Origin of the sequence: Streptomyces sp. NPDC052114 (assembly GCF_040680155.1) — a bacterium.
Classification (GTDB): domain Bacteria; phylum Actinomycetota; class Actinomycetes; order Streptomycetales; family Streptomycetaceae; genus Streptomyces.
The window spans coordinates 72,774-88,012 of record NZ_JBFAWC010000015.1 but is presented as its reverse complement, the minus strand read 5'-3'; the positions used below and the strand labels follow the sequence as shown (position 1 = coordinate 88,012).

The 15,239-nt window shown below is 74.7% G+C and carries 17 protein-coding genes; 8 read left to right on the top strand and 9 right to left on the bottom strand.

The features are described 5' to 3' along the window. Positions 1 to 96 precede the first annotated feature (96 nt). On the top strand, positions 97 to 1,194 hold the full coding sequence (locus AB0L89_RS29750; RefSeq protein WP_365147476.1) for an enolase C-terminal domain-like protein: 1,098 nt from the start codon (positions 97 to 99) through the stop codon (positions 1,192 to 1,194). Between the two features lie 80 nt (positions 1,195 to 1,274). Further along, the gene (locus tag AB0L89_RS29745; RefSeq protein ID WP_365147473.1) at positions 1,275 to 1,802 is read left to right on the top strand and encodes a hypothetical protein; all 528 of its coding nucleotides are present in this window, start codon (positions 1,275 to 1,277) and stop codon (positions 1,800 to 1,802) included. Between the two features lie 57 nt (positions 1,803 to 1,859). Here the strand turns inward: AB0L89_RS29745 and AB0L89_RS29740 are convergent, their stop codons facing one another. Further along, the gene (locus tag AB0L89_RS29740; RefSeq protein ID WP_365147470.1) at positions 1,860 to 2,324 is read right to left on the bottom strand and encodes a phage holin family protein; all 465 of its coding nucleotides are present in this window, start codon (positions 2,322 to 2,324) and stop codon (positions 1,860 to 1,862) included. Between the two features lie 111 nt (positions 2,325 to 2,435). Here AB0L89_RS29740 and AB0L89_RS29735 point away from each other — a divergent pair, with 111 nt between their 5' ends. From AB0L89_RS29735 to AB0L89_RS29725, 3 genes are all read left to right on the top strand, one after another. Further along, positions 2,436 to 2,789, top strand: coding sequence for a deoxyxylulose-5-phosphate synthase (locus tag AB0L89_RS29735; RefSeq protein WP_365147467.1), 354 nt, complete (start codon positions 2,436 to 2,438; stop codon positions 2,787 to 2,789). A 183-nt stretch (positions 2,790 to 2,972) separates the two neighbouring features. Next, on the top strand, positions 2,973 to 3,326 hold the full coding sequence (locus AB0L89_RS29730) for a VOC family protein (RefSeq protein WP_365147464.1): 354 nt from the start codon (positions 2,973 to 2,975) through the stop codon (positions 3,324 to 3,326). 67 nt (positions 3,327 to 3,393) lie between these two features. Continuing rightward, entirely contained in the window at positions 3,394 to 4,080 is a 687-nt protein-coding gene (locus tag AB0L89_RS29725) for a GntR family transcriptional regulator (RefSeq protein WP_365147461.1), read from the top strand. A 78-nt stretch (positions 4,081 to 4,158) separates the two neighbouring features. Here the strand turns inward: AB0L89_RS29725 and AB0L89_RS29720 are convergent, their stop codons facing one another. Next, a complete protein-coding gene (locus AB0L89_RS29720) occupies positions 4,159 to 4,629 on the bottom strand; it encodes an NUDIX hydrolase (RefSeq protein WP_365147458.1) in 471 nt (156 codons plus the stop codon). Between the two features lie 200 nt (positions 4,630 to 4,829). Here AB0L89_RS29720 and AB0L89_RS29715 point away from each other — a divergent pair, with 200 nt between their 5' ends. After that, positions 4,830 to 6,119: an amidohydrolase family protein gene (locus tag AB0L89_RS29715; RefSeq protein ID WP_365147455.1), complete on the top strand. Its 1,290-nt coding sequence runs from the start codon at positions 4,830 to 4,832 to the stop codon at positions 6,117 to 6,119. A gap of 73 nt (positions 6,120 to 6,192) precedes the next feature. Further along, positions 6,193 to 7,515: an amidohydrolase gene (locus tag AB0L89_RS29710; protein ID WP_365147451.1), complete on the top strand. Its 1,323-nt coding sequence runs from the start codon at positions 6,193 to 6,195 to the stop codon at positions 7,513 to 7,515. A 44-nt stretch (positions 7,516 to 7,559) separates the two neighbouring features. Here AB0L89_RS29710 and AB0L89_RS29705 read toward each other — a convergent pair whose 3' ends face one another. Beyond that, complete coding sequence (locus AB0L89_RS29705) at positions 7,560 to 9,533, bottom strand: DUF5107 domain-containing protein (protein WP_365147447.1); 1,974 nt, start codon at positions 9,531 to 9,533, stop codon at positions 7,560 to 7,562. A 40-nt stretch (positions 9,534 to 9,573) separates the two neighbouring features. After that, the gene (locus tag AB0L89_RS29700; RefSeq protein WP_365147444.1) at positions 9,574 to 10,470 is read right to left on the bottom strand and encodes an arginase family protein; all 897 of its coding nucleotides are present in this window, start codon (positions 10,468 to 10,470) and stop codon (positions 9,574 to 9,576) included. A gap of 94 nt (positions 10,471 to 10,564) precedes the next feature. Between AB0L89_RS29700 and AB0L89_RS29695 the strand changes: the two genes are divergently transcribed. Continuing rightward, positions 10,565 to 10,906, top strand: coding sequence for a DUF6204 family protein (locus AB0L89_RS29695; RefSeq protein WP_365147441.1), 342 nt, complete (start codon positions 10,565 to 10,567; stop codon positions 10,904 to 10,906). Here AB0L89_RS29695 and AB0L89_RS29690 read toward each other — a convergent pair. The 5 genes from AB0L89_RS29690 to AB0L89_RS29670 form a co-directional block, all read right to left on the bottom strand. Continuing rightward, entirely contained in the window at positions 10,881 to 11,453 is a 573-nt protein-coding gene (locus tag AB0L89_RS29690) for a GNAT family protein (RefSeq protein ID WP_365147438.1), read from the bottom strand. The genes AB0L89_RS29695 and AB0L89_RS29690 overlap by 26 nt on opposite strands. A 64-nt stretch (positions 11,454 to 11,517) precedes the next feature. Further along, on the bottom strand, positions 11,518 to 11,832 hold the full coding sequence (locus tag AB0L89_RS29685; RefSeq protein ID WP_365147435.1) for a hypothetical protein: 315 nt from the start codon (positions 11,830 to 11,832) through the stop codon (positions 11,518 to 11,520). After that, a complete protein-coding gene (locus AB0L89_RS29680; protein WP_365147432.1) occupies positions 11,829 to 12,074 on the bottom strand; it encodes a DUF1049 domain-containing protein in 246 nt (81 codons plus the stop codon). The genes AB0L89_RS29685 and AB0L89_RS29680 overlap by 4 nt, the downstream gene beginning before the upstream one ends. Before the next feature lie 216 nt (positions 12,075 to 12,290). Next, the gene (locus tag AB0L89_RS29675) at positions 12,291 to 13,235 is read right to left on the bottom strand and encodes an LD-carboxypeptidase (RefSeq protein WP_365147429.1); all 945 of its coding nucleotides are present in this window, start codon (positions 13,233 to 13,235) and stop codon (positions 12,291 to 12,293) included. Further along, positions 13,232 to 15,217 carry a prolyl oligopeptidase family serine peptidase gene (locus AB0L89_RS29670; protein ID WP_365147882.1) on the bottom strand — a complete coding sequence of 662 codons (1,986 nt, stop codon included), beginning with the start codon at positions 15,215 to 15,217 and terminating at the stop codon, positions 13,232 to 13,234. The genes AB0L89_RS29675 and AB0L89_RS29670 overlap by 4 nt, the downstream gene beginning before the upstream one ends. Positions 15,218 to 15,239: the final 22 nt, after the last annotated feature.

Here is a 15,239-nt window from a genome sequence, read left to right as displayed (position 1 = left end):
CCACCACACCCCGCCTCTTCTCTCCCCTCCCCTCCGACACACCTCACACACCGCTCACTGCCCCGCCTCACACCCCATGACCGAGGAAAGATCCCGATGAAGCAGGAAGTCCCCATCGAGCGGCCCGCCGTCTCCGCGTACACCGTGCCCGCCGACGGCCCCGAGGCCGACGGCACCTTCGCCTGGGACACCACGACGATCGTCGTCGTCGAGATCACGGCGGGCGGCGCGACCGGCACCGGCTGGACCTACGCGCCCGCGTCCGTCGCCGCCCTCGTCGACGAGCAGCTCTCCCCCGTCGTCACCGACCGCGACGCCCTCGACATCCCCGCCCTGCACGACGCGATGGCCCACGCGGTCCGCGACACCGGCCGCCCCGGCGCCGCCGCGTGCGGGATCTCCGCGGTCGACATCGCGCTGTGGGACCTCAAGGCCCGCCTGCTGGAGCTGCCCCTCGGCCGGCTGCTCGGGGCGGCCCGCACGGAGGTCCCCGTCTACGGCAGCGGCGGCTTCACGACGTACCACGACACGCATCTGGCGGCGCAGCTCAACGGCTGGGTGCACGGACAGGGCATCCCACGCGTCAAGATCAAGGTCGGGGAGAGCTGGGGCCGGGCGGCCGCCCGTGACGTCTCCCGGGTCCGCACCGCACGCGACGTCATCGGCCCGCAGGCCGAGCTGTACGTCGACGCGAACGGCGGCTACACGCGCAAGCAGGCGATACGGGTGGGCCGGGTGCTCGCCGAGCACGGCGTGGGCTGGTTCCAGGAGCCGGTCTCCGCCGACGACCTGCGCGGGCTCGCGCTGATCAGGGACGCGCTGGTGTGCGACGTGGCGGCGGGCGGACACGGCTGCGACCTGCCGTACTTCGCCCGCATGATCCCCTCCGTGGACTGCCTCCAGGTGGACGCGACGCGCTGCGGCGGCCTCACGGAGTGGCTGCGCGCGGCGGCCCTCGCGCAGGCGCACGGCCTGGAGGTCTCGGCGCACCGCGCGCCGCACGCGCACGCCGCGGTGGCCGCCTGCGTGCCGAACCTGCGGCACATCGAGTGGTTCCACGACCACGTCCGGATCGAGTCGATGTTCTTCGACGGGGCGCTCGACCCGACCGGGGGCGTGGTCAGCCCGGACGGCGGGATCGGGCACGGGCTGCTGCTGCGTACGGACGAGGTGGCGGAGTTCCGGGTGGCGTGAGCGCGCGTGCGCGTCGGGGCGGGGCCGGTGCGCCGGCATTCCGGTCGCGTACGGGGCGCGCCGCCTGACACGCTCCGGGCATGGGGAACAGCGAAGTACTGCTCATCGGGGGCCGCTCGGGCGTCGGCAAGTCGTCGGTCGGCCTGGAGGTCGCGGCGCTGCTGCGCGCGGCGGACGTCGGCCACGCGCTGATCGAGGGCGACCTCCTGGACGCGGTCCATCCGGCGCCGCCGGACGACCCCCACCGCTCGCGGATCACCGGCCGCAACCTCGCGGCGATCTGGGCCAACTACCGCGATCTCGGCTGCCGTCGGCTCGTCTACACCAACACGGCGAGCGTGCTGGGCAGCGAGGAGTCGTTGTTCGCCGAGGCGTTGGACGGACCGCGGGTCGTCCGGGTCCTGCTGACCGCGAAGGACGCCACGGCCGAGGAGCGGCTGCGGGCGCGCGAGCGGGGCTCGGAGCTCGAACAGCAGCTGCGCCGCAGCCGGTTCATGGCCCGGCACCTGGACGAGCACGTACCGCGGGACACCCACCGCATCGCCACGGACGACCGCGCCCTGACGGACATCGCCCGGGAGGTCGTGGCCGTGACCGGGTGGCGGTGACCAGGCGGCGGTGACCGGGTGGCGGTGACCGGGTGGCCGTGACCGGGTGGCGCCGGTTCAGGGCTTGCGGCGCGGCAGCGGGGGCGCGGGGGTGCCGGGCGCGCCCGGGGGCGCGACGGGGGCGGCGAGTCCGGCGCCGGTGGGGTCCGCCTGCGCGGCGGGGGTCGCGCGTACGGCGTCGGCCGCCCGTGTGGCGGGGTCGGTCCGGGGCGCCCGGTCGCGGACGCCCTTCGGGCGGGCGGCGTTGCGCAGGACGACGGCGACGACGGCGAACAGGGCGGCCACGACGAGGGCCGCCGCCCAGTCCGGCAGGCCGAGGGCCAGCGCCAGGCCGATCGCCAGGGCGGTCGCGGCGCCCGCGTAGAGGGCCGAGGTGCCCGACGCGGCGTAGAGGGCGGCCCTGCGGCGCTGCCGCGCGGTCTGCTCGCGCAGTTCCTCGCGCAGCTCGGCGCGGATCGCCCGGACCAGTTCGTCGGTCATGGGCTTGTCGAGTCCGGTCAGCGGGTTCTCGGGACCAGTCATGGCGCCCCGGGTACCCGGGGCGGCGGATGCGTAACGGCACGGCGCGGGAGCAACCGGCGCCTCCCTCGAATCTCCGGTGCGCCCCCTCCGCGTACTCCGTAGAGTGCCGCCATGCCACTGATCATGCGAACGCACTACGTGTGCCTGGACTGCCGTCAGGGCTTCAAGCGCGAGAGCACCGGACCGAGCCCCTGCCCGTCCTGCGCGGGGCCGATGATCGACGCCGGCGAGCAGCTGGCGGTGCCGCCCCGCCGCGACACCGACGGCTGGCAGGCCCTGGCGGCGGTCCTGGGCGCGGGGCTGCGGTTCCACCCGGCGTGCCGCTGCTGCGCCGACGGTCCCGGTTACCGGCCGCGGACCATGCGCGAGGTCCAGGAGCGGCGGCGGATCGCGGCCCGCACCGGCCGTCCCCTCGCCCAGGTGCTGGCCGAAGCCGATCCGTGGGCGGCGGCCGGGGCGGGGTGACGGCCCGCCCCGGATTCCCCGGGACGGTGGCGACAAGGCAGGCAATCATGAAATCGTTGCAGGCCCGAGGGAGCGCGCGAGGGGCGCAACGACCGGTCAGCTCACGGCTGTTGCACGCTGTCGCCCACTGCCGCCCGCTCGGTCAAGGTCGCCGCAGGTCAGAAAGGTGAGAGCTGTCCAGCCATGGAGATCCTGGGAACCACACTGCGCATCTGCGTCGAGGACCTGGAGTCCTCGGTCGCCTTCTATGAGCGGCTCGCGGGCGGCAAGGCGATGCGCTTCGAGCGCGGCGGGGTGTCCGTCGCCGCGGTCGGCTGCTTCCTGCTGATGAGCGGTCCGGCGAGAGAGCTCGACGTGCTCCGCAAGGTCTCGGCGACCATCGCGGTGCAGGACGTGGACGAGGCCAACGAGGTCCTGACGGCCTCCGGTGGCCGGGTCATCGCGGGCCCGCTGCCCACCCCGGCGGGCCGCAGCCTCATGGCCATGCACCCGGACGGCTCCGTCTTCGAGTACGTGGACCGCCGCGCCAAAACGTGACCCGCCTCCTCACCCGTATCCTCCACGGCGGGGCACCGGGCCCCGCCCGGAACGGAGGACGGTGCAGGTGGCAGGCAACACGGCGGGCGGCGCGGAGCGCACGTCGCTGAGCGCGCAGGCCCGCGAGGCCGTCCGGCAGCGCATCGTCGACCGCCGCTACGCGCTCGGCGCGCGCCTCGTGGAGCGCGAGGTCGCCGAGGAGCTGCGGATGTCGCGCGTTCCCGTCCGCGAGGCGCTGCGGTCCCTGGTCGCGGAGGGCCTGCTCGAACTCCTCCCGCACAGCGGCGTGCGGGTGCGGCGCCTGGACCGCGACGACGTACGTCATCTGTACGAGGTGTGGGAGCCCCTGGCCGTCCAGGCGTCGCGCCTCTCCGCGCGCCGGGTGGCGCGGTGCGCGCCGGACGAGCCGCCGGGCCTCGCCGCGCTGCGGGCCACGCTCGGCCACGCGGAGCGGGCCTCGGACGCGGACGACGGGCCGCGCGAGGTCGCCGCGCACACCGCTTTCCACGAGGGCATCGTCGTACTCTCCGGCAATCCGCTCCTCGCCCGCACGATGGACCAGCTGAGCTGGCAGCTCCAGCTCCTGTTCGGCATCCGCGCGGAACCGGCCCACATGCGCTCCCAGCACCGGCTGATCTACGACCGCATCGCGACGGGCGACGAGGAGACGGCGGCGGCCGTCACCCTGCTGCACGTGAGGGACAGCCAGGCGGTGGCCCTGCGATCGCTCTTCGAGGAGAACGACCAGGACTGACCGGCCGGGGACGGCCAGGGCTGACCGACCGTTGGCGCCCCGGGCCGACCGGCCGTCGACGGCCAGGGCTGACCGGCCTCAGTGCCGGAGCAGACCGCCGACCGGCACGGGGGCGACATGACCGGTCGGCGGGGCGGTCCGCGCCAGGGCGAGGCCGATGTCGACCAGCGAAGAGCGGCCGAGGTCCGCGACGTCGGTGAGCCGGGTCCAGACCGATTCGGCGGTCTCGCCGTTCGGCTCGGGCCGGAGCCGCCCACCGGTGATGCGGGCCCGGTAGAAGACGCCGACGCTGTGGAGCTCGGGGAGGCCGGGCCGCCGGTCGGCGGCGGGGACCACCCGGGAGTCGACCCCCAGCAGCCGTTCCACCACCGCGTCGCAGCCGGTCTCCTCGGCGACCTCCCTGACCACGGTGTCCAGCGGGTCCTCCCCGTGTTCGACCCTGCCGCCGGGCAGCGTCCAGTTGGACGCGCCGCACGGCGGGACGTGGTGGGCGAGCAGCACGCGCCCGTTCTCGATGCACACGGCGTACGCCGCCAGCCTGACACTCATCCGTGCAGCCTAGGCATACGCCATTTCTGTATACCGGACATCCGGAACCCCGCCCTCTTTCCCGCAGTAAATGCGCAATACTCCCCACCTGATGCGGCCCACCCTTGCAGCCGTTCCCCACTTGGTATACAAACTGGCGGACGCGTCCCCTCCGGTCCCTGGCCGGTCCACCGCCCACTCCCTCCCCAGGAGCCGCCCTCATGTGCGTCGAGAACACCCCGCCCCCGCCCTCCCGGCTCACCCGGCGCGGCATCCTCGCCGGCGCCGCCGCGCTCGCGGGGACCACCGCCGCCCTCTCCGCCGCCGCGCCCGGCGCCGCCGCGGCCGGTGCCCGGCACTCCGGCTCCCGCCCGGAATCCGTCGGCGGCGATCTCGTCATCGAGGGCGGCACCCTCCTCGACCCCGCGACCGGCGAGGTCACCGAGGACACGGTCGTCGTCATCGTCGGCGGGGTCGTCCGCACGGCGGGCGCCAGGGGCCGGACCGCGGTGCCCGAGGGCGTCGAGGTGCTCGACGCGCACGGCCGCTGGGTCCTGCCGGGGCTCGTCGAGGCGCACATCCACCTGAACACGGCGGCCGAGGCGCGGGACGCCGTGCTGTACGGGGCGACCAGCGCCCGCAGCGGCTCGACCAACTTCTACCAGGACATCGCCGTACGGGAGTTGGCCCGCCGGGCGCCGCGGCTCGCGCCCCGGCTGCGCGCCGCCGGCGTCTTCGTCACGCCCGACCTCGGCGACACGGTCCTCGCCGACCCCGACCTCACCCCGCTCGCGCGGCTGCGCGACGGCGTGCGCTCGCCCGAGGCGCTGCGCCGCGTCGTCGAGATCAACCTCGCGCGGGGCGCCGACGTCATCAAGACCCGCGTCAACGAACGCGCCGGGCTCCCCGAGCAGGACCCGCTGGCCCAGGTGTACGACCGCGAGCAGCTCTCCGCCGTCGTCGCGGCCGCCCGGCGCGGCGGCAAGGGCGTGCTCTGCCACAGCTACAGCGAGAAGGGCTGCCACGACGCGGTCATGGCGGGCATCCGCTCGCTGGAGCACGGCGCGTTCGTCGGCGAGCACACGCTGCGCGAGATGCGGCGCAGGGGCACGTACTTCACGCCGACCCTGACCGCGATCGCCGGGCTCGCCGAGTCCGCCGACCCGGTGCTCGCCGAGCGCGGCCGCACCTATCTGCCGGCCCTCCAGCGGGCGGTGCTCGCCGCCCACGAGCTGGGCGTGCCGCTGGCCGCGGGCACCGACTCCTCCGGCGGCAAGGTCAAGCCGATCGGCCGCGAGGTGGAGCTGATGCGCGAGGCAGGCCTGCCCGCCCTCGACGCGATCCGCACCGCCACCACGAGCGCGGCCCGTCTCCTGGGACTCCAGGGCCGCGCGGGGCGTCTGGCGCGCGGCTTCGCCGGTGACGCGATCCTCCTCGACGGTGACCCGCTGGCCGACGTCCGTGTACTCAAGAAGCCGGTACGCGTGGTGCGTTCGGGCATCGCCCTCTGAGTCCGGCCCCCGACGTCCGGCCCCCGACCACCAGAGCCCGAACGACCCGAAGCCACCCATCGAAGGAGTACCCATGACCCCGCTCTCCCGCCGCGGTGTGCTCGCCGGCGCCGCCGCCCTGGCCGGCACCGGCGCCACCCTGCCCTCCGGCGCCACGGCCGCGTACGCCGACACCCGCGACCGCGACGACCGCGGCGGCCACGGCGCCGGGCACCGCCCGAGGGCCGTGGTCTTCCGCGACGTACGCCCGCTCGGCGCGCAGCGGCCCGTGGACCTCACCGTGGTCGACGGCCGGATCTCCGACAAGCCCGCGCCCAAGGGCGCGGAGGTCGTCGAGGGCGGCGGCCGGATCGCGCTGCCCTCCCTCGTGGACGCGCACATCCACCCCGACAAGACGACGTGGGGCGGCGACTGGATCTCGCGCAGGCCCGCGAACGGCATCGCCGACTACGTCGCCCAGGACGTGGAACTGTTCAAGAGCCAGTCGCGCTCGGTCGGTGAGCGCGCGTACGGCCTGATGGCGCATGCCGTGACCCGCGGCACCCGCGCGATGCGGGCCCACGCGGACGTGGCGCCCGCCTACGACCTGGCGGGACTCGAAGGGGTCGCCGAGGCACGCAAGCGGCTGAAGCACGCGCTCGACGTCCAGATCGTGGCGTTCCCGCAGCACGGCGTGGTCCGCACGCCCGGCACGGCCGAACTCCTGGAGGAGGCGGCCCGCTCCGGGCTCGTCGACTTCGTCGGCGGCATCGACCCGATCAGCTTCGACCACGCGATGGACGAGCAGCTCGACCTGGTCTTCGGCCTCGCCGACCGGCACGGCATCGGCGTGGACATCCATCTGCACGACCGCGACGAGAAGGGCGTGCGGGTCCTGCGCGCCATCATGGAGCGCACCCGGGCGCTGTCGCTGCGCGGCAAGGTGACAGTCAGCCACGTCTTCTGCCTGCCGAACCTGTCCGACACCGAACTGGGCCCGATGGCAGCCGAGTTGGGAGACCTCGACATCTCCCTGACGACGGTGGCGCCGAACGAGTCGCTGGTCCTGCCCATCGCGAAGCTGCACGAGCACGGGGTGCGGGTCGGGCTCGGCTCGGACGGGGTGCGCGACTCCTGGAGCCCGTTCGGCAACGCGGACATGTTCCACCGCACGCACATCCTCGGCTGGGTCACCGACGTCCGTCTGGACGAGGAGCTCACGGACTGCTTCGAGGTGGGCGCGCACGGCGGCTCGGACGTCATGGGCCTGCCCCGCGCCGACCTCTCCCCCGGTGCCCCGGCCGACTTCGTCCTGGTCAGGGCCGAGTGCCTGCCGCAGGTCGTGGTGGACATGCCGCAGCGGGACGTGGTGGTGCACGGCGGCCGGGTGGTGGCGCGCGGCGGCAGGCTCGTCTGACGTGGGACGGCGGTGCGGCCCCGCGCGAGGCCGCACCGCCCGGCTCACTCCTGGGGCGGCCGCATCCTGAAGTCGTACCGCTCCGGTATCTCTTCACCCGTCGCGGCCGCCCACAGGTCGCCCAGCTCCTCCGCGCCCTCGCGCAGGTCCGCCGGCTCGAAGCCGGACTCGAAGACGGCGCGGACGGCAGCCATGTCGCCCTCGGCGTAGAGGAGTTGTGCCTCCAGGAGGCGGAAGCGGCCCTCGGCGCGGGTGGCCTCGTGCAGGCGGGTCCAGACCTCGCGGGCCGCCTCGGTGCGGCGGGCGTCCAGCAGCGCCTCGATCGCCTCGCGGCCGAGCGCGGCGGTCGCCGTCGTCCAGGCGGCGCCCTCGTCGCGCCGTTCCAGGCACAGGTCGTCGAACGCCTCCGCGTACCGGTCGGCGGACCGCTCGGTGTTGCCCTCCGCACGGTCGGCGACGGCGAGGCAGCGCAGCAACGGCCAGCGCGAGGGCGCGAGTGCGAGGCCCCGCTCCCAGCTGCGGACCGCCTGCGCGCGGTCCCCGGCGTGCCACTGGGCGACGCCCAGGTGGTACTCGGCCAGCGGGCGCGCGGGCGCCGTCTCCAGCATGTCGCGCCAGTGCGGCGAGACCAGCGTCGGGCCGGGCGGGGCGACCTTGCGCGGCTCGGGCACGGCGCCGGTCTCCAGCAGCTCCCGCCACGGCTCCTGTTCGGGGCCGAGCGTCGACTCGTCGAAGGGCGTGCCCGGCAACTTGTACTCGGCGCGCAGGACTTCGAGCGCGCCCCAGCCCGAGCCGACGGCGAGCACCTCGCCGGGTTCGGTGTCGGCGTGGGCGAGCCACGCCTCGTACGCGGTGTCGACGTCCTCGCGCGGCAGCGCGTCGGCGAGCCGCGCCGCCACCTCGCCGCGCGCCTGCGCCCAGTCGCCGTGCACCCGCTCCGCGGGCGCCGACAGCGGTCCGTACGACTCCAGCCAGCTGAACTCGGCCTCGGCGTCCAGGCGTACGTGTTCGAGCTGGGTGCGCGCGAGGCCCGACTGGATCTCCGCGTAGCCGCCGGTGCCGGGCTCGGTGAGCCACTCCTGCCAGCGCCGCCCGCCGGTGCCCGTGCCCCAGAGGAAGAGCTTGCGGCCGCGCGGCAGGTCGGTGGAGGTCTGGACGAGGCCGTGCCCCTCCTCGTCGAGCGCGGCGATCCATCGCCGCTCGCCGTCCGGCACGTCGTAGAAGTAGTCGGCGGGGTACTCGCTGCGCCGCGGGTAGGTGCGGTCGGCGCCGTCGTACTCCGGGACGGGCACCTTCCGCAGTCCGCCGGGGTAGGCGAACCGCCAGGCCTCGTCGGCCGGGGCGAGGACCCTGCGGTCGTCGGGCACCGCGATGTTCGACCACCAGTAGACGGGCACGGGCTTCTCGTGCGGGTTGCGGACGCGGACGCCGACATGGAGGAAGTCGGAGCCATCGGGCAGCCACAGGTCCACCTGGAAGGGCAGGTCGCGCAGCCGCTCCCACTCCCACAGGCGCAGCATCTCACCGCCGTCGGGACCGGTCACGCGGGCGGCGTGGACGGGCGCGCAGGACAGGGTGGTGTGGCCGGTGGCGCCGATGTTCCACTCGATGCCGCCGGAGAACCACGCGCCGTTGAGCGCGAACGCGGCGGGCTGCAACACGGGGTTGCGGTAGAGCAGTTCGCGCCCGGTCGGCTTGTGGAACAGGGAGTGGACGCGGCCGCCGTAGCCGGGCAGCACCGTGGCCCGCAGCCGGTCGTTCTCGACGACGATCACGTCGAGCCGTGTCTCGGCGCGCTCGCGGCCGAAGCCGTCGAGGACCCGGGTGGGCAGCGGTGAGCCCAGCGGCTCGTACCCGAGCTGGCGCGCCATGTCGCGCGGCAGGCCCTCCTTGTCGCGCTCGTCCAGGGTGTGGACGTGCCGCAGCGGCAGCAGCGGAGGCAGCGGGTTCTCGGGCCCCGACTCGGCGGCGGGCAGGGTCAGTACGTCGCGTCGCACGGTGGTCTTCACGATCACCATGGAACACGGTCACCGCGGCCACGACCAGAGGGTTCCCAGGTCAGGATTGCGCAAAAGCGCCCACGACCAGATCCGCGAGCAGGTCTCCGGCGGTGCCGTCCGGGTCGAGGTCGGGGTCGTAGATGGTCACGTTGAGCCCGACGCAGCGCGGCGAGTTCACCAACGGCCGCAGCAGCGAGAGGAGTTCGTCGGGCAGCAGACCACCGTCGTCGGGGCTGTCGACGGCGGGCATCACGGACGGGTCGAGGACATCGGCGTCCAGGTGCACCCAGAAGCCGTCCAGTACGGGCACTTCGAGCGTCTGCACGACGGCGCGCGCGATCTCATGCGGACCCCGCTCCCGGATCTCGCCGACGGTGGCGTGGGAGATCTTCAGCTCGGTGAACTCGGCGCGGTCCTCGTCGTCGTCCCGCATCCCGAACAGGCGCACGTCCTCGTCGCGCAGATAGGGCCCCAGCCCCTCGATGTCGGTGAGGTCTTCCTGTCCGCGGCCGGTCGCGAGGGCCAGCTCCTCGCCGCCGGCGGCACCGATCCGGTCGGAGTTGCCGGTGTGGCGGAAGTCCGCGGAGCCGTCCACGGCGGCGATGCCGTACCGCCCGATGCGCCGGAGCGCGAGCGCGGCGCCGAGCTGGATGGAGCAGTCGCCGCCGAGCACGACGAGGAAGTCACCGGCGCGCACGTGGTGTTCGATGCGGTCGGCGAGCTTGACGGTGTACGCGGCGATCGCGGCCGCGTTGAAGACGCCGTCGCCCTCCCGCCAGTCGCCCCGGTCGTAGCGCGGCGGGACCACGACCCCGCCCTCGAAGGCGCCGAGGCGCCGCGGGAGACCCCGCTCCCGCAGCGCTCCGGCGAGCTTGTAGCAGCCGGGCACGGTGCCGGGGGCGGGCGGGCGCAGGCCCAGGTTGGAGGGGGCGTCGACGACCACGATATTCCGCATGCGGATCATCCTCGGCGACATAGGCTGGCCTTTTCAACACACTGTTCGATCGCAGTGCCGCGGGCGCTGTCGGGCGAGAGGAGCGGATCGGATCATGGGCACGCAGCACACCTACCGGGTGATCGTCCGGGGGACCTTCGAGGGCCTGACGGACGCCTCCCGGGCCACGCTCCTCGCGGAGGTCGAGGAGCACGGCCTGGCGCAGATGAAGTTCACCCCGGAGGGCTCGCTCACCTACGACCGCGTGCTCAAGCACTTCTCGTACCGCTTCGTGGTGGTCTCGGACGCCGAGGACGGCGAGGAGATGGCGGGGGCGCTGGCCGAGGAGAGGGCGGAGGGGCTGCTGACCGCGCTGGGCCACGGCTTCGGCGGGCTGCGGTCCACGGTGACGGACATGGACACCATGAAGATCAACCGGAAGCCGTCGCGCCGCTGACCGGGGGCCGCGCCATGTCGGCGGTGATCGCCCAGCGTTCGTGGTCGCGCCAGGCCCCGTCGATGAAGAGGAAGTCCGGCGAGAACCCTTCGCGCCGGAAGCCCGCGCGGCGCACCAGCGCGAGCGAACCGGCGTTGCCCGGCTGGATGTTGGCCTCGAGCCGGTGCAGTGCGAGCTCGGTGAAGGCGTACGACAGGACGAGCCCGAGCCCCTCGGACATCAGGCCGCGCCCCGCCGCGTGGGCGAAGGCGCCGTAGCCCAGGGCGCCGCAGCGGAAGGCGCCGTGGACGATGTTGTTGATGTTGATGAATCCGCCGATGGCACCGCTGTCCCGCGCGCACACGAGGAATCCGGCCTTCGCCGGGTCCCCGACGAGCGCCTCGGCGTAGGTCCGGTAGGTGGGCCCGTCGGCCGGCGGGAAGAGCCAGGGACGGTGCAGTTCCCGGCTCTCCCGGGCGCGGGCGGTGAACTCCGCGCCGTCCGCGGGAGTGATGTGGCGTATCCCCACGCGGGGGCCTGCGGCGAGATGACCTGCTCTGTCGGGCATCGGGCCACGCTATCCGCTGCCCGCGCGGGCGCGTCCGGCGCCCGCCGGGGCCAGGCCGCCGGGGCTAGGCCGCCGGGCACCGCTCCTGCTTCTTCACGACGCCGATCGTGAGCGTGCCGCCGCCCAGCTGCCGGCCCGGCGCCGGTGACTGGGTGCAGACCTTCCAGTTCAGCGGCCACAGGACGTGGCGGTGGAAGCCGCTCGCGTCCTGGACGTCGACGCGGGTGCGGTAGTCGACGGTGGAGAAGACGTGCATCAGGCCCCGTCCGCGGAAGTCCGGCAGCGGAGGCCCCGCGGCGGTCGCCGTGGTGACCGCCATGAGGGTCGCGGCCGCGGCGCCGCCCACGACCACTCCCGCGCGCTTGAGCCTGACGTTCACTTGCGCCTCCGGACGAAGTAGGCCCCGCACAGGGCGCCGATCAGCGCCGTGCCGAGCAGGGCCATCCACAGGGGCAGGGTGACCTCGGGGATCAGCAGTCGGATCTTGGTGCTGCGGGTGTTCTCGAAGATGAAGACCAGGGTGAGGACGGCGACCGCGGCGACGGCCACCCGGCCGGGCGTCATCAGCCCGCCGCCCGGGCCGCCGCTCTTGGAGCCGCCCGTCGAGGTGTTGGGGCTCATGGTGTGGACCCTTCCGTCGGAGGTACGTCCGGCCTCCCCCGGTCCCCAGCATGGGCAGCGGTACGGGTTCGCGCGCGGTGGGCGTGTCCCCCGGGTGGGGCGCTGGGCCATGCGGGTGACGGACGGGGGCCGGGGTCGCCGGGCGAAGGCCAAGGTCGCCGGGCGAAGGTCGGAGCGGCCGGGCGCGGGCCGCCCGGGGCCGGGCCACCACCGCCGTCACACGAGCGCGGGCTCGTCCAGCGTCAACGTCAGCGCGTCGGCGTCCAGTTCGCCGGCCGCGCCGAACGGCACGGTCAGCGCCCCCTCGCCGTGCCCGAATCCGAACTCCTCGACCACCGGCACCCCGAGGCCGCCGAGCCGGTCGGCGAAGAGCGCCCTGACCTCGTCGTACGGCCCGCAGTCCACCCAGGAGCCGAGCGCGATCCCGGCGACGCCGCTCAGCCAGCCGGAGCGCAGGAGCTGGGTCAGGATGCGGTCGAGGCGGTACGGCTCCTCGCCGATGTCCTCCAGGAACAGCAGGCCCCCGCGCGCGGACGCCCGCGCCCCGGGCACGCCCAGCTCGGCGGCCAGCAGCGACACGCAGCCGCCGAGCGTGACGCCCCGGGCCCGGCCGCCCACCAGGGTCGCGGCGTGCGGCGCGGCGGCCGGGATCACCCGGGCGTCCTCCGGCGTGAAGAGCGTCGTGCGCAGGTGCTCCTGCGCCCGCGCGTTCTTCAGGAAGTCGGTCACGGCGGTCATCGGGCCGTGCAGGGTGGCGAGGCCCAGGCGCGTGGCGAAGGCCTCGTGCAGCGCGGTGATGTCGCTGTAGCCGAGGAACACCTTGGGCCCGGCGGCCCGGGTCGCCGCCCGCAGCGCCGCCCAGTCGACGAGGTCGACCATGCGCTGGGCGCCGTATCCGCCGCGCGCGCAGAACACGGCGGAGACCGTCGGGTCGCACCAGGCCCGCTCCAGGTCGCGGGCGCGGTCGGCGTCCGTCCCCGCGAGGTAGTCGAACGCCTCGTGGCGGTCCCGCGCGTGGGGCATGACGACCGGTTCCAGGTCCCAGCCGCGCAGCAGGTCGAGGCCCGCTTCGAGGGCGGCCTCGGGGACGGGGCCGCTGGGCGCGACGACGGCGACCCGCGCGCCCGGGTTCAGACGCGCGGGCCGTGCCAGGGGTCTCACTTGGCGAGCTCCAGGGTCGGTACGCGGCCCGCGAGGGTGAGCCCGAAGACCTGGGCGTACAGCGAGAGTTCGGCCTCCAGCGCGCGGATCATGGTGTCGGCGCGGCGGAATCCGTGGCCCTCCCCCTCGAAGGCGATGAAGGCGTGCGGAATGCCGCGCCCCTCCATCCTGGCGAGGAACCGCTCGGACTGGGCCGGCGGACAGACCACGTCGTCGAGCCCCTGGAGCAACAGGAACGGCGCGGTGATCCGCTCGGCGTGCGCCACCGGCGAGCGCTCCGCGTACCGCCCGGGCACCTCGGCGAGCGGGCCGACGAGGGACTCCAGATAGCGGGATTCGAGGTCGTGGGTCTCGCCCGACGCGAACGCGGTGAGGTCCAGGACGGGATAGATGATCGTCCCGCAGGCGTAGACGTCGGTGCCGGTGAGCGAGACGGCGGTGGTCCAGCCGCCCGCGCTGCCGCCGCGGATCGCGAGCCGGTCCCGGTCGGCGGTGCCCTCGTCGGCGAGCGCGAGGGCGACGGCCGCGCAGTCGTCGACCTCGGCGATGCCCCACTGCTCGCGCAGCCGGTTGCGGTAGGCGCGGCCGTATCCCGTGGAGCCGCCGTAGTTGACCTCGGCGACGCCGATGCCGCGCGAGGTGAAGTAGGCGATGGCCAGGTCGAGGACGAGCGGCGAGCGCCCGGTGGGGCCGCCGTGCGCCCACACCACATAGGGCGGGAGCTCGTCGTCGGGCGCGAGGTGGGCCGGGTTGTGCGGCGGGTAGATGTGCGCGTGGATCTCGCGTCCGGCCGGTCCGTAGAACGTACGGATCTGGGGTTCGGGGTAGTACGTGGGGTCCACCGGGTCGGCGTGCGCGGCACCGACGACGCGGGCGCGGCCGGTGCCGGTGTCCAGCTCCACCACTTCGGGCGCGCTGCGCGGGCTCGCGGCGACGCCCACCACGCGGGGGCCCTCGGCGGCGACGGTCGCGGCCCACTCCGTCCAGGGTCCCGCCGCGTCGACGATCTCACCGGTCTCGGGGTCGAGTATGCCGAGCACGGCGGCGCCCTTGCCGTGCACGACGGCGATCAGGCCGCTGTCCAGCGGCGCGAACCAGTTCAGGCCGATCTGCCAGAGGGGCCCCGCGAACTCCTGCTGGCGGGGGCAGAGCGGCTGCGCGGTGGCGTCGCCGTCCGGGGCGGCGCGGTACAGGTTCCACCAGCCGGTGCGGTCGCTGGAGTACAGCAGGCGTCCGTCGCGGGCCCATTCGACCTGGGCGACCGATTCGTCGGGGCCGCCCGCGACGGTGCGCGGCGCGGCGAGGACGCCGCCCTCGCGCACGTCGGCGACGACGAGTTCGGTGCCGTCCCACGGCATGCGCGGGTGGTCCCAGCCGATCCACGCGGCCCGGGTGCCGTCGGGCGAGAGCCGGGGTCCTGTGACGAACCGGTGGGCGCCGTCGGAGAGTTCGCGCACCGCGCCACGGTCCTCGGCGGCCGAGCCGTCGAGCGGCACCGCGGCGATGACGCGGCGCACGTCGGTGGGCGCCTCGCCGGTGAACTCCTCCAGGACGCACCAGACCTCGCCCCGGTCCGGGCGGAGCACCGGGTCGGCCCAGCGCAGCCCGCCGCCGACGTCCGAGACGGGCGTCAGGGGGCGCGGCTCGGCGCCGGGGGTGTCCGGCTCGTACGCGTACAGGCGCTGGTCGGCGAAGTCCGCGAAGACCAGCAGCGGCCCTTCGGGGCGCGCGGTCCCGGCCCAGGGGCGGCCGCCGTACTCGACGACGCGGGTGCGCACGTTCCACGGCGCGGGGAGCACCGAGCGCTCCTCGCCGCCGGGCAGCCGCCGCACCAGCGCGCGGCGCCCCGACTCGGTGGGCCGGGGCTCCGTCCACCAGGTCTCTCCCCCGACGAACCCCACGTACCCCGGGGCGCCGTCGTGGGCGGCCGCGAGTTCCGCGTCGATCGGTGACGGCCATGATCCGTACGCCCGGGTCTGCATCATGTCCTTTACTTCCCCCATT